Origin of the sequence: Nocardia sp. NPDC057353 (assembly GCF_042667085.1) — a bacterium.
Lineage (GTDB): Bacteria > Actinomycetota > Actinomycetes > Mycobacteriales > Mycobacteriaceae > Nocardia.
In genome coordinates, this window is sequence record NZ_JBHVAK010000036.1 from 57,689 (window position 1) to 70,608 (window position 12,920).

11 protein-coding genes and 1 riboswitch are annotated in these 12,920 nt (G+C 73.6%); of the genes, 6 read left to right on the forward strand and 5 right to left on the reverse strand.

Going from position 1 to position 12,920, the window contains the following annotated elements:
• The first annotated feature begins 155 nt into the window (after nt 1–155).
• The 6 genes from ACFUUZ_RS19640 (at nt 156) to ACFUUZ_RS19665 (ending at nt 5,887) form a co-directional block, all read left to right on the forward strand.
• Entirely contained in the window at nt 156–1,265 is a 1,110-nt protein-coding gene (locus tag ACFUUZ_RS19640; RefSeq protein ID WP_378698118.1) for a lycopene cyclase family protein, read from the forward strand.
• Nucleotides 1,265–2,227: a Ku protein gene (locus ACFUUZ_RS19645; protein ID WP_378698121.1), complete on the forward strand. Its 963-nt coding sequence runs from the start codon at nt 1,265–1,267 to the stop codon at nt 2,225–2,227. Before ACFUUZ_RS19640 ends, ACFUUZ_RS19645 begins: the two co-directional genes overlap by 1 nt.
• Nucleotides 2,228–2,461: 234 nt before the next feature.
• Nucleotides 2,462–2,995: a DM13 domain-containing protein gene (locus ACFUUZ_RS19650; protein WP_378698123.1), complete on the forward strand. Its 534-nt coding sequence runs from the start codon at nt 2,462–2,464 to the stop codon at nt 2,993–2,995.
• A gap of 327 nt (nt 2,996–3,322) precedes the next feature.
• Entirely contained in the window at nt 3,323–3,865 is a 543-nt protein-coding gene (locus ACFUUZ_RS19655; RefSeq protein ID WP_378698125.1) for an HNH endonuclease, read from the forward strand.
• A gap of 21 nt (nt 3,866–3,886) precedes the next feature.
• Nucleotides 3,887–4,156: a WhiB family transcriptional regulator gene (locus tag ACFUUZ_RS19660; protein ID WP_378698127.1), complete on the forward strand. Its 270-nt coding sequence runs from the start codon at nt 3,887–3,889 to the stop codon at nt 4,154–4,156.
• A gap of 69 nt (nt 4,157–4,225) precedes the next feature.
• Nucleotides 4,226–5,887 carry a VWA domain-containing protein gene (locus ACFUUZ_RS19665; RefSeq protein ID WP_378698129.1) on the forward strand — a complete coding sequence of 554 codons (1,662 nt, stop codon included), beginning with the start codon at nt 4,226–4,228 and terminating at the stop codon, nt 5,885–5,887.
• Nucleotides 5,888–5,890: 3 nt separating this feature from the next.
• Here the strand turns inward: ACFUUZ_RS19665 and gcvP are convergent, their stop codons facing one another.
• From gcvP to ACFUUZ_RS19690, 5 genes are all read right to left on the reverse strand, one after another.
• On the reverse strand, nt 5,891–8,689 hold the full coding sequence (gene gcvP, locus ACFUUZ_RS19670) for an aminomethyl-transferring glycine dehydrogenase (protein ID WP_378698132.1): 2,799 nt from the start codon (nt 8,687–8,689) through the stop codon (nt 5,891–5,893).
• Nucleotides 8,690–8,718: 29 nt separating this feature from the next.
• A riboswitch (glycine riboswitch) is annotated at nt 8,719–8,819 on the reverse strand.
• 355 nt (nt 8,820–9,174) lie between these two features.
• On the reverse strand, nt 9,175–10,527 hold the full coding sequence (locus tag ACFUUZ_RS19675) for a M14 family zinc carboxypeptidase (protein ID WP_378698134.1): 1,353 nt from the start codon (nt 10,525–10,527) through the stop codon (nt 9,175–9,177).
• Nucleotides 10,528–10,616: 89 nt separating this feature from the next.
• Nucleotides 10,617–11,174, reverse strand: coding sequence for a MerR family transcriptional regulator (locus ACFUUZ_RS19680; protein ID WP_378698136.1), 558 nt, complete (start codon nt 11,172–11,174; stop codon nt 10,617–10,619).
• Between the two features lie 243 nt (nt 11,175–11,417).
• Nucleotides 11,418–11,891, reverse strand: coding sequence for a bifunctional nuclease family protein (locus ACFUUZ_RS19685; RefSeq protein WP_067649689.1), 474 nt, complete (start codon nt 11,889–11,891; stop codon nt 11,418–11,420).
• A 163-nt stretch (nt 11,892–12,054) separates the two neighbouring features.
• Nucleotides 12,055–12,816 carry a MerR family transcriptional regulator gene (locus tag ACFUUZ_RS19690; protein ID WP_378698138.1) on the reverse strand — a complete coding sequence of 254 codons (762 nt, stop codon included), beginning with the start codon at nt 12,814–12,816 and terminating at the stop codon, nt 12,055–12,057.
• Nucleotides 12,817–12,920: the final 104 nt, after the last annotated feature.

Consider the following 12,920-nt stretch of genomic DNA (forward strand, 5'->3'; position numbering starts at 1 on the left):
GGCGATAGTAACAATGCCCGCCGCAACGTTGCTGAGCGCGAAGGTGATTCCGGTCGCACCGGACCGGCGGCGCCGGATCGCCGCTGCCGGGCGATAGGCTGCCCGCGACACCGGAGGAGCAGCATGGCGGATTCCGCACACGGGACGCAGCGGCCGTGACGTTCGACGTCGTGGTCTGCGGCCAGGGCCCGGCCGGGCGCGCGCTCGCGCACCGGTGCCTGGCGCACGGCCTGTCGGTGGCGGTGGTGGATCCCGCGCCGCGCAGGCGCTGGCGGGCCACCTACGCGGTGTGGGCGGACGAACTCCCCGGTTGGCTGGATCCGGCGGTGATCGCGGCGACGGTGCCGGAGCCGGTGGCGTACGGGCGGACCGGGCACCGGCTCCCCCGCGCCTACGCGGTGCTCGACACCGGCAGGCTGCAGGACGCGCTGGAGCCCGCGGGCGCCGAGGTCTTCACGGAGCGGGCGGTGCGCTGCGAGCCGCACGCCGTCACCCTCGCCTCCGGTGCCACGGTGCGCGGCGCGCGGGTGATCGACGCGCGCGGACTGCGCCGCGACCCCGCCCGCGCCGAGCAGACCGCGCACGGCGTGCTGGTCCCCGCCGACCGGGTGGCAGGCACCGAGACGCTCTTCATGGACTGGCGCCGGGACAACGGCGCCGACCCGGCCGCCCCGCCCTCCTTCCTCTACGCGGTGCCGCTGGGCGCCGACACCGTCCTGCTGGAGGAGACCTGCCTGGCCGGGCGCCCCGCGCTGGACGACGCCGAGTTGCGCCGCAGGCTGCGGCACCGCCTCGCCGCCCGCGGCATCCCGCTCACCGGCGACGAGGAGGTCGAGCGGGTGCGCTTCCCGGTGCAGGGCGGGCGGCCGGGGCCGGGGCGGTTCGGCGCCGCGGGCGGGCTGCTGCACCCGGCCACCGGCTACAGCGTCGCCGCCTCGCTCGCCGCCGCCGACCTCGTTGCCACGGGCGGAACCTTGTGGACGCCGCGGGCGCGGGCGGTGGCGGCTTTGCGCGCGGCCGGGCTGCGGGCGCTGCTCGCGCTGCCGCCGGAGCGGGTCCCGGACTTCTTCGACGCCTTCTTCACGCTGCCGCCGCGGTACCAGCGCGCCTACCTCTCCGGCCGGGACGACCTGCCCGGGGTGCTCGCGGCGATGGCCCGGCTCTTCCCGCAGCTCCCCCGCCGGACCCGGGTCACCGTGGCCCGCGCCACGCTCGACCTGCGCGCCCTCTCGCCGAGACCGGGCGGTTCGGCCATGATGGAGTGATGCGGGCTATCTGGAAGGGCTCGATCGCGTTCGGGCTGGTGAACGTCCCGGTGAAGGTCTACACCGCCACCGAGGACCACGACATCCGGTTCCATCAGGTGCACGCCAAGGACGGCGGGCGAATCAAGTACGACCGGGTGTGCAGCGTGTGCGGGGAATCCGTGCAGTACGCCGATATCGACAAGGCCTACGAATCGCCGGAGGGCGCGAAGGTCGTGCTCACCGACGAGGACTTCGCCAAGCTGCCCGCCGCGGAGAAGCACGAGATCCCGGTGCTGCAGTTCGTCCCCACCGAGCAGATCGACCCGATCCTGTTCGAGAAGAGCTACTACCTGGAGCCGGACTCCAGCACGCCCAAGGCGTACGTGCTGCTCGCCGCGACCCTGGAGCGCATCGACCGCACCGCCCTTGTGCACTTCACGCTGCGGCAGAAGACCAGGCTGGCCGCGCTCCGGGTGCACGACGGGGTGTTGCTGCTGCAGACCCTGCTCTGGCCGGACGAGGTGCGCGCGGTCGACTTCGAATCGCTGCAGGATGCCTCGAAGCCGCGCCCGCAGGAGATCTCCATGGCGGAGACGCTGGTGGAGTCGATGTCCGACGACTTCGAGCCGGAGCAGTTCACCGACGAGTACCAGATCGAGCTGCGCAAGGTGCTCGACGAGGCCATCGCCAACGGCTCGGACACCCTGGTCAGCCGACCCGAGCCGGAGAAGGAGCAGGTCGACGCCGAGGTGGTGGACCTGGTGGCGGCGCTGCAGCGCAGTCTGGAGGCCAGCGGCCGCCGGGCCGCAGGCGGTGGCGCCGCGAAGAAGGCGCCCGCGAAGAAGACGGCGAGCAAGGCCGCCGCCAAGGAGCCCGCGAAGAAGGCCGCGGCCAAGAAGACCGCGAGCAAGAGCACCGCGAAGAAGACCACCGCGCGCAAGGCGCCCGCCAAGAAGGCGCAGGAGCGCAAGGGCGCCTGACGGCGCCGGCGCCGGCAGCTGTCCGGGCCTGCGATGCAGGCGGGCCACAGGGGCAGGCCGCGGGCCACCGCCGCAGGCCGCGGGGCACAGACCAGGCTACGGGGCACAGGCCAGGCTGCGGGGCACGGGCAGGCCGCTGCGCAGCTCCGGCGAGCACCACGCGCGACGGCGGCCGGGTCGCTAGGGTCGATGCGTCCAGCGGCGCGCACGGGGCGCGCTCGGGCAGGAGGCACCGTGTCCCGCATCCACACCCTTGCCCGCAAGCCACTGGCCTGGGCCGTCGTGGCCGTCGTGCTGATCGGCGCGGGCGCGGGGCTGGCCCTGTTCCAACCGTGGCGGCTGGTCACGAACACCACCGTGCACGAGGCGGCCCCGGTGCTGCCGAGCACCGGCTCCGGCGTCCCGGACGTGCAGCCGCGGCTGCTCGCGCGCGGCGACTTCGTGACGCACGAGCACGGCACCACCGGCTCCGCGGTGGTGATCGCGCTCCCGGACGGCAGCCGGGTGCTCCGCCTGGAGAACCTGGACACCTCCGACGGCCCCGACCTGCACGTCTGGCTCACCGACGCCCCGGTGCTGCCGGGCAGGGACGGCTGGTTCGTCTTCGACGACGGCGCGCACACCGACCTCGGCGGGCTGAAGGGCAACCGCGGCAACCAGAACTACCCGATCCCCGCCGACGCCGACCTCGCCGCGCTCACCAGCGTCGCGATCTGGTGCGACCGGTTCGACGTCTCCTTCGGCGCCGCCGAGCTGCGCCCGGTCTGAGCCGGGAGCCGCTGCGGCAGCGGCGGTTCGGGGCGAAATAAATGAGCGGACAGCCGCCGATCCGGTGTGCCACCATGTCCGCATACCGCCGACGAGCGGGACGAGCAACAGCGAAGGAGGTGACGGCCGTGATCGATCGTTCGACCGGAGACGGGATGCGCAGTGCGCATCGGAACGGCCGTCGCCTGGCCGAGGCCGCCGGGGGCACCGAGTCCCGGACACCGCCCTGCCACCAGCGGCAGCAGTACGGCGTCCCGGGTCACCCGGACGCCTGACCGCCGCTCCCCTTCTCCCCTTTCGCTCACCCGACCCGAAGGCCGGTGTCCCATGACGCTCTCCGTCGCCCCCGCGCACCCTCCACCCACCGTCGAGAACTGGATCCACGCCAGCGTGCTCGTGCTGAACGCCAGCTACGAGGCGCTGCACGAGGTCACCGCCGACCGCGCCGTCACCCTGGTCCTGGCCGGGGTGGCGGAGCCCATGTTCGCCCGCGAGCCCTACTTCCCGATCCGCTCGCAGCGCCACGAGATCGCGCTGCCGGAGACCATCCGGCTGCTGCGGTACGTGCACGTGGCGCAGCGGCCCGCCGTGCACGACGAGAGCCCGGCGACCGCCGCGGGCGTGCTGCGCCGGGACGACCGGCGCTGCGGCTACTGCGGCGCGCGGGCGCACACCGTCGACCACATCCGGCCGCGCAGCCGGGGCGGCCCGAACACCTGGGCCAACCTCGTCGCCTGCTGCGCGCCGTGCAACACCGCCAAGGCGGACCGGACGCCCGAGGAGGCGGGGCTGAAGCTGCTCTGGCAGCCGAAGGCCCCCGACCCGCTCGCCAAGCGGCAGCGGGACATCTGGCGGCGGCTCGCCGAGTAACCACCGAGGAAGGAGAAGGACGTGACCAGCAACACCGCCACCGCCGTCACCACCACCCTGGCCACGCTGCTCCCACTCTCGGACGCGCGCGGCTGGCATCGGGCCGCCTGCCGGGGCGATCCGAACCACGAGGCGTGGTTCCCGTACCCGTCGGACGACTTCGGCTACGCCCGGGCGATCTGCGCGAATTGCCCGATTCGCACCGGGTGCGCCGAGTTCGCCGCGGAGACCGGCCAGTCCGGGGTCTGGGGCGGGCGCGAGTACGACCGCGGCCGGCTCGTGCGGGAGTAGCCGGTGCGCGCTGCCGCCGGGGAACCGGTGGCGGCGCGCACCCCGCCGCGCCACATAGACTGCCGCTCCGTGGGAACTCATCGCAGCAGCGAATCCGGTTCGCGGGGCGTCAGCGCGGGCGTCATCGCCGCGATCGTGGCGGCAATCGTGCTGATCGTCGCCGTTATCGGCTATTTCCAGCTGCGCGAAAGCGGCGACAGCCGCGACACCGCCGCCGCCGCGGAGTGCGTGGAGGGCACCGCCACGCTGGACGTGACGGTCGACCCGGTGCTGGCCGACCCGGTCCGGGCGATCGCCGACCGCTACAACGCCACCGCGCCGCGGGTGCGCGACCACTGCGCCGAGGTGCACGTGACCGCGCGCGCCTCCGCCGACGTCGCCGCCGCCTTCGCCGCGGGCACCTGGACCTCGCCGCTCGGCGCGCAGCCCGCGCTCTGGATTCCGGACTCCACCCGCTCGGTCGAGGCGGTCCGGGTGCCGGGGCTGATCGAGGGCAACCCCACCTCGGTGGCGACCAGCGCCATCGTGCTCGCCGTCGCCGAGCCGCTGCGCGCCGCGCTCGACCAGGCCAAGGTCGCCTGGTCGGACCTGCCCCGGCTGCAGCAGGGGTCGCTGAGCGAGGTCGGGCTCGACAACTGGGGCGGGCTGCGGATGGCGCTGCCCGCGGGCGACACCTCGACCGCCGCCGCGGTGGCCGTCGGCTCCTCGCTCACCGGCGTCGACCCGCTCGACGAGCAGACCGCGCGCACCGGCCAGGTGGTCTCGGCCATCTCGGTGCTGGCCGCCGAGGCGCCGCAGTCCGCCGACCCGCTGACCGCGCTCATCCAGGCCGCCGCCGACAACCCGGACGCCCCGGTGCACGCCGTCGCCGCGACCGAACAGCAGGTGCGCGCCCAGGCCGGGGCGGCGGTCTACCGCCCGATCGGCGCGGCGCCGCTGGCCGACTACCCGGCCGCGCTCATGCTCGGCCCCTGGGTGGACGAGACCGAGAACCTGATCGCCGGGCTCTTCACCGACTACCTGCGCGCCCCCGAGCAGTCCGTGCTGCTGGCCCAGGCCGGGTTCACCGCGCCCATGCAGGTGCCCGCCCCGGACAAGGCCACGCTCGACGCCGTCCGGCAGACCCTGGAGAACCCGGTCCTCGGTGTGAGCACCACGGTGCTGCTGGACGTCTCCTCATCGATGGCCACCAAGGAGGGCCCGATGACCCGGCTGCAGAACGCGCTGGCCGCGCTGCGCTCCTCGCTCACCACCATGCCGCCGGACTTCGGGCTCGGCGTCTGGACCTTCGGCAAGAACCTGGACGGCAGCACGCCGTACAAGGTGCAGACCCCGACCGCCGCGCTCACCGACACCCAGCGCAGCACCCTGGACGCCGCGCTCGGCGCGGTGAAGCCCTCGGAGACCAAGGCCGACCAGGCGTACCCGACGCTGCTCGCCGCCTACCAGGCGGTGGCGGCCGCCCCGGCCACCGGCCGCACCAACTCGATCCTGCTGGTCACCGACGGCCCGGAGGACGACTCCGCCGTCACCGGCGCGCAGCTGCTCGCCCGGATCGCGGAGGCGGGCGGGGCCACCCCGGTGCGGGTCGACGTGGTGGTGATCGGCGGCGGCGACGGCGACACGCTGCGCACCCTGGCCGCGAACACCGGCGGCACCTACACCGCGGTGCCCGCCACCAACGACCTGAAGTTCGGCACCGCGGTGGTGCAGGCGCTCACCAACCCCTGACGCTCACTCCGCGTACGCCTCGACCGGCGGGCAGGAGCAGACCAGGTTGCGGTCGCCGAAGGCGCCGTCGATGCGGCGCACCGGCGGCCACATCTTCGCGCGGGTGTGCGCGACCCCGCGCGGGTAGACCGCGACCTCGCGGGAGTACGGGTGCGTCCACTCCCCCACCAGTGACGCCGCGGTGTGCGGGGCGCCACGCAGCGGGTTGTCGTCGGCGGGCCAGTCCCCGGCGCCGACCTGGTCGATCTCCGCGCGGATGGCGATCATGGCGGCGCAGAACTCGTCCAGCTCGGCCAGGTTCTCGCTCTCGGTCGGCTCCACCATGAGCGTCCCCGCCACCGGGAAGCTCATGGTCGGCGCGTGGAAACCGTAGTCGGCGAGCCGCTTGGCCACGTCGTCGACGGTGACACCGGTGCGCTTGGTGAGCGCGCGCAGGTCCAGGATGCACTCGTGCGCGACCATGCCGTGCTCGCCGGTGTAGAGCACCGGGAAGTGCTCGTCCAGCCGCCGGGCGATGTAGTTGGCCGAGGCGATGGCGGTGAGCGTGGCGCGGCGCAGCCCGTCGGCGCCCATCATCCGGATGTAGGCCCAGGTGATCGGCAGGATCGAGGCCGAGCCGTAGTGCGCGGCGGAGACCGCCTGCGACCCGGCTTCCAGCGGGTCACCGGGCAGGTACGCCGCGAGGTGCGAACGCACCGCGACCGGGCCGACGCCGGGCCCGCCGCCGCCGTGCGGGATGCAGAACGTCTTGTGCAGGTTGAGGTGGCTGACGTCGCCGCCGAACCGGCCCGGACGGGCCAGCCCGACCAGCGCGTTCAGATTGGCGCCGTCCACGTAGACCTGCCCGCCCGCGTCGTGCACCAGCGCGCACAGCTCGGCGACCTCGTGCTCGTAGACGCCGTGCGTGGAGGGGTAGGTGATCATGATGCAGGCCAGCCGCTCGGCGTGGTCGCCGATCTTGGCGCGCAGGTCGTCCAGGTCGACGTCGCCGTTCTCCCGGCAGCGCACCACCTCGACCCGGAGCCCGGCCATGGCCGCCGAGGCGGCGTTGGTGCCGTGCGCGCTGGACGGGATCAGGCAGGTGTCGCGGTGCGTGTCGCCGCGGTCCAGGTGGTAGCGGCGGATGGCGAGCAGCCCGGCGTACTCGCCCTGGCTGCCCGCGTTGGGCTGCAGGCTCACCGCGTCGTACCCGGTGATGGCGCAGAGCCACCCCTCCAGGTCGGCGATCAGCCGCAGCGTCCCGGCCGCGTCGGTGACGGGGGCGTACGGGTGCAGCCGGGCGAAGCCGGGCCAGGTGATCGGCTCCATCTCGGCGGTGGCGTTCAGCTTCATGGTGCAGGAGCCGAGCGGGATCATGCTCCGGTCCAGCGCGATGTCCTTGTCCGAGAGCCCGCGCAGGTAGCGCAGCATGGCGGTCTCGGTGTGGTACCGGGTGAAGGCCGGGTGGGTCAGGAAATCCGAGGTGCGGGTCTCGATGCCGACCGGCTCGCCACCGGGTTCGGGCGCCGCGCCGAAGGACTCGAGCACGGCGGCGATGTGCCCCTCGGTGGTGGCCTCGTCGCAGGCGATCGCGACGTGGTCGGCGTCGACCCGGCGCAGGTTGACACCGCGCGAGCGCGCCTTGTCCAGCACCGCGTCCGCGCCGCCGGGAACGTGCGCCAGCACGGTGTCGAAGAAGCTGTCGTGCACCACCGCGGCGCCGAGCCCGGCGGCCAGCGCGGCGGCGTGGCCGTGCACCCGGCGCGCGATGCCGCGCAGCCCGTCGGCGCCGTGGTAGCTCGCGTACATGGCGGCCACGATGGCGAGCAGCACCTGGGCGGTGCAGATGTTGGAGGTGGCGCGCTCCCGGCGGATGTGCTGCTCGCGGGTCTGCAGCGCCAGCCGGTAGGCGGGGGCGCCGTCGGCGTCCACCGAGACCCCGACCAGCCTGCCCGGCAGCTGCCTGGCGTGCGCGGTGCGCACCGCGAGGTAGCCCGCGTGCGGGCCGCCGAACCCCATCGGCACCCCGAACCGCTGCGTCGTGCCGAAGCAGACGTCGGCGCCCTGCTCGCCGGGCGGGGTCACCAGGGCCGCCGCCAGCAGGTCGACACCGGCCGCGACCAGCGCGCCGCGCTCGTGCGCGGCGGTGATCAGCCCGGTCCAGTCCACGATCCGGCCGGAGGCGCCCGGGGTCTGCACGAGCACGCCGAAGAAGTCGCCCACCGGGAGCTCGCCGCCCGCGAGGTCCGCGACCACGACCTCGAAGCCGAGCGGCTCGGCCCTGGTCGCGAGGACGGTGCGGGTCTGCGGGAAGACGTCGGCGTCGACCAGCACCCGGTTGCTCTTCGACCGGCTCGCGCGGTGCAGCAGCGCCATGGCCTCGGCGGCGGCGGTGGCCTCGTCCAGCATGGAGGCCCCCGCGACCTCCATCCCGGTCAGGTCGCAGACCATGGTCTGGAAGTTGAGCAGCGCCTCCAGCCTGCCCTGGCTGATCTCCGGCTGGTAGGGGGTGTACGCGGTGTACCAGGCCGGGTTCTCCAGCAGGTTGCGGACCAGCACCGGCGGGGTCAGGGTGTCGTAGTAGCCGAGCCCGATCATCGAGGTGGCGACGGTGTTCGCGGCGGCGAGCTCGGCGAGTTCGGCCAGCACCTCGTGTTCGCTCGCCGCGGGCGGGAGCACCTCGAGGCCGCCGCCGTCGAGGATGTCGGCGGGCAGCGCGGCGGCGGCGAGCGCATCCAGCGAGTCGACGCCGCTGCCGTCGAGCAGCCGGGCGACCTCGGTCGCGTCGGGGCCGATGTGCCGGTCGGCGAAGGAACGGGTCACGGGAACTCCAGGGGTCGGGCGGTGGTCGGCCCTCCCCCTCTGTCGTGATGCCTGAGAGATTCGGTGGCCGGTCCGGCCCCTTTCCCCATCGGCGGGCGGCCCGGAGCCACCGCTTTCCAGAGGCGCCGGTGACCGCACGGTCCCTGGTGCCTGAGAGATTGACGGGGAGGTGCTGCTCCTTCGGCGCCCGGACCTCGTCGGTCCGGAACTCTCCCGCACGGCGACGACGCCCCGCCAGTCTAAGCCGCCGCGCGATAACCGGCGTCCCGCCGGGCCGGTGTGTAGTGCTCGTCACGTCCCCGTGCAGGCCGGGCGCAGGGAGACCTCCGCCCTGCCGGGCGGCCGGGGGCGGGCGGCGCCGCGCTCCGCAGGCCCAGCGACAGCGGGCATTCTCCGCCTCCCGGCGCGGCGACTACGGGCAACATCCCCACCCGGATCGGCATGCCGCGAAAGCTCGGCGACGCGCGGCGATCGAGTTTCCCGCTCTACACCGGCAGGCCGGCGCGGATCCGTCCCGCGGCGAGCACGACGGCTGCGGCCTGTACCTCGACCAGCCGGTCGATCGGCACCCGGCGCCCGGGTGCGCCGGTGTCGATGGCGGCGCACCACTCCGCGAAGACCGCGGCGAAGCGGTCGCGCTCGGCCGCGATGCGCGGCGAGGTTCCCGCCTCGGCGGCGAGCAAGCGGCTGAGCATGCCGCCGACCCGGAGCCGGAGCATGCCGGTCCAGACGTACTTCTCCACGAAGATCTCGCCCAGCGTGGCCGGCCGCTCCCGGCCCAGCGCCTCCTTGGCGGCGGCCAGCCCGGGGATATTGCCGAGCACCGCGCGCACCGCCCGCTCGAACGGGCTGCGCCCGCTCAACTCCCCGTCCAGCCGGTGCAGCACCGCGGCGACGACCGCGGCGGTCTCCCGGTACTCGGCGGCGGTGGCGGCGAGCACCGCGGCGAGCGAGCGGTCGGCCGGGGTGCGGTCGGCGACCCGCGGGTCGATCCACAGCGGCAACTCGCTGACCAGCAGCGCGGTGCCGAACCGGGCCGAGTAGTCGCGGCTTCCGCCGCCGCCGAGCGCCGCCACCGGCTCCACCCCGGCGGCCAGCAGCACCTCGGCCATCTGCCCGAACGGCGGCAGCTCGAAGACGCCGGGCGCCCAGACCCGCGCGCCCGGCGAGTCCGGCTCGCCCTGGTGCAGCGGCAGCTCGGCGGCGTCGAGCAGCCCGGTCAGCGCCGCCCAGTACCCGGGGTCGCCGCCGGTGGTGTAGAAGAAGCCGCCGCCGAACTCGGCATTGTGCAGCGAGGCGATGAGCGCGGGCTCGGTGCTGTCGATCAGCGCCATGAGCGCCTCGGTCTCCGGCAGCGGGACCCCGACCCGGCGCCCGCGCCAGGTGGTCGGGAAGCACCACTCCGGCTGCTCGGCGGCGGGCGGGCGGTAGAAGTGCCTGGCGACCGCGGTGCGGGTGTGCGGCCCGGCGTACCACTCCTCGTTCAGTCGGGTGCCGTCCGGGTCGACGCAGAGCACGAAGTGCCAGGTGGCGCCGAGGCAGTCGTGCTCGGGCGCGGCCAGTCTGCCGAGCAGGTGCCTGATGGTGGCGAGCCCGATCGGCTCGTTCGGGTGCGGGTTGCCGAAGACCAGGATGTTCGGGCCGCCCGAGCCGACGCGGACGACGCGGATCGGGTCACCGCCGCGGGAGCATCCCAGATCGCCGATCCGGACCCGCCCCGGGTGCGCGGCGGCCAACCGGTCGGCGAACGCGTAGAGCTCGTCCACCGTGGGAAAGGCGTCGATCCGGCCGATCTCGCCGACGACCTCCGCCGCCCCCATCACGTCCCCCTGGCTCACGTCCCCCCTTTACCCTGCCGTTCCGCCCGCCGCTGCCGACGCGGCACCGGCCGGCCCTCCCGGCCCGGCGCCGCGCGTCCCCCCGCGGATCAGCCGGTCTTGCGGTTCAGCTTCGCCTTGCGCCGGAAGGCGAGCTCGTCCTCCGGGCGGTCGGTGGCCGAGGTGGCCCGCTCGGCCGGGAAGTTGGCGATCACGCCGGTGAGTTCGCGCATGGCGCCGCTCACCGCGATTCCGAAGACGCCCTGCCCACCCTGCAGTAAATCGACGACCTCCTCGGCCGACGTGCATTCGTAGACCGACGTGCCGTCCGAGAAGAGGGTGATCCCGGCCAGATCCCGCACACCCCTGCTGCGCAGATGATCGACCGCAATCCGGATGTTCTGCAGGGAAATACCGGCGTCGAGGAGACGTTTCACGATCTTCAGGACCAAGATGTCCTTGAAGGAATAGAGCCGCTGGCTCCCCGAGCCCGCCGCACCGCGGACGGACGGCACCACCAGGCCGGTCCTGGCCCAGTAATCGAGCTGACGATAGGTGATGCCTGCCACCTGGCAGGCGCTGGGCACGCGGTAGCCGACGAGATCGTCGGGCACCGTGTCGTCGGGAAACAGGCCTGGCTGTACTGCGTCCTGCGATTCCTCTGCCACTGACCACTCCCTTGCTACGCGACGCCGCACCCGACCGGCGCGCACCCGATGCATCCACCGAGGTACGCACACCTCACGGCTTGGTCACCGTCCGGTTCTGTCACCACCGGCTCCCCGCACCTGGGGCCCCGGTCCAACTTTCGAGATTACTCTTCCTGATTCTCGGTGGAAGGGCATCATCGAACCAAACGCGACGCGCGGTCAATGTCTCGACCTGTACCTCAGGTCAAGACATTTTTCGGCTCAGCTGTCGGTCGCCTTGAAATCATCGGGCGAAACCGACTCCAGGAATTCCTTGAATTTCTCCACCTCGTCCTCGCGCTCGTCCGGCATGACCAGCCCGGCCTCCTCGAGCACCGGCTCCTCGGCGTAGATCGGGCAGCCGACGCGCAGCGCGATGGCGACCGAATCGGACGGCCGGGCGGAGATCCGCTTGTCGTTGTCGAACACCAGGTCGGCGTAGAAGGTGCCCTCCTGCAGGTCCACGATGCGGACCTCCTTGAGGGTGTGCCCGAGCTCGGAGACGATGAGCTTGATCAGGTCGTGGGTGAGCGGCCGGATCGGCGTCACGCCCTCCTGCTCGAGCACGATCGCGGTGGCCTCCGCCTGCCCGATCCAGATCGGCAGGTACCGGTCCCCGGAGACCTCGCGGAGCAGCAGCACGGGCTGGTTCTGTGGCTGCTCCACACGGATGCCGATCACGCGCATTTCGCTCATCGCACTGCCTCCCATACCTCGCCGGCCAACCGGCATGACGCCGCGGAGCTCGCCGCACCACGAGTCTAAGCGAATTCCGAGCGGCACCGCGATGCCCCGGACCGGGGGCGCGGCGCGCCGGAAGACCGTTGCCCCAGCAAGACCGGGGTGCCCGCGGGGCGGGTCAGCTGCCGAGCGCGCGCACGCCCGCCTTCACCAGGCAGGCGTGCAGGGTGAGCGAGAGCGCGGCCAGTTCGCGCACGGTCTCGTCGGCGCGCTCCCTGGCGCCCGCGTCCCTGCTCTTGGCGATCGGCGCGACGATCTGGGCGACCAGCGCGGCCTCCCGGTCGGCGGCCAGCTTGAAGGCGCGCAGGTGCCTGGCCTCCAGCCCGAACTCGGCCATCGCGCGGGCGACCCTGGCCAGGGTGACGGCGTCGCCGTCGAAGAAGCCCGCCGCGCCGGGGGTGATCAGCCCGGCCCGGATCAGGTCGTTGAGGAAGGCGTCGGTGATCCCGGCCTGCGCGAGCAGGTCGGCCCTTGTCACCCGGATCTCGTGGTCCACTCGCAGCTCGTCCGCGCTGATCTCCCCCGGAACGACGCCGAGCCTGCGCGGCGGCGGCACGCTCGCCGGGCCGCGCGGCGCGCGGTCGGCCGGATACTCCGGCGCCCCCGCCGCCCGGGCGCGCGCCTCGCGCACGCCGAGCGTCGCGGCGCCGCTGTCGATCGCCTCCAGCTGCTCCTTGATCACCTTGAGCGGGAGGTACTGGTCGCGCTGCGCGGTGAGCACGAAGCGCAGCCGCTCGCAGTCCGCCACCGAGAAGCGGCGGTACCCGGACGGCGTGCGCTCGGGGCGGATGAGCCCCTCGGATTCCAGGAACCGGATCTTGGAGATGGTGATGTCGGGAAAATCGGGGCGCAGCAGATCCAGCACGGAGCCGATCGACATTCCTCCGCGTGCCCACTGCGCCGCCCCGGTCACCGCAATCCGTCCCTTTCCGTCCGGAACCGTGTGCGGCGCCGGGCGCCGGGCGGTACCGCACCGCCCGGACC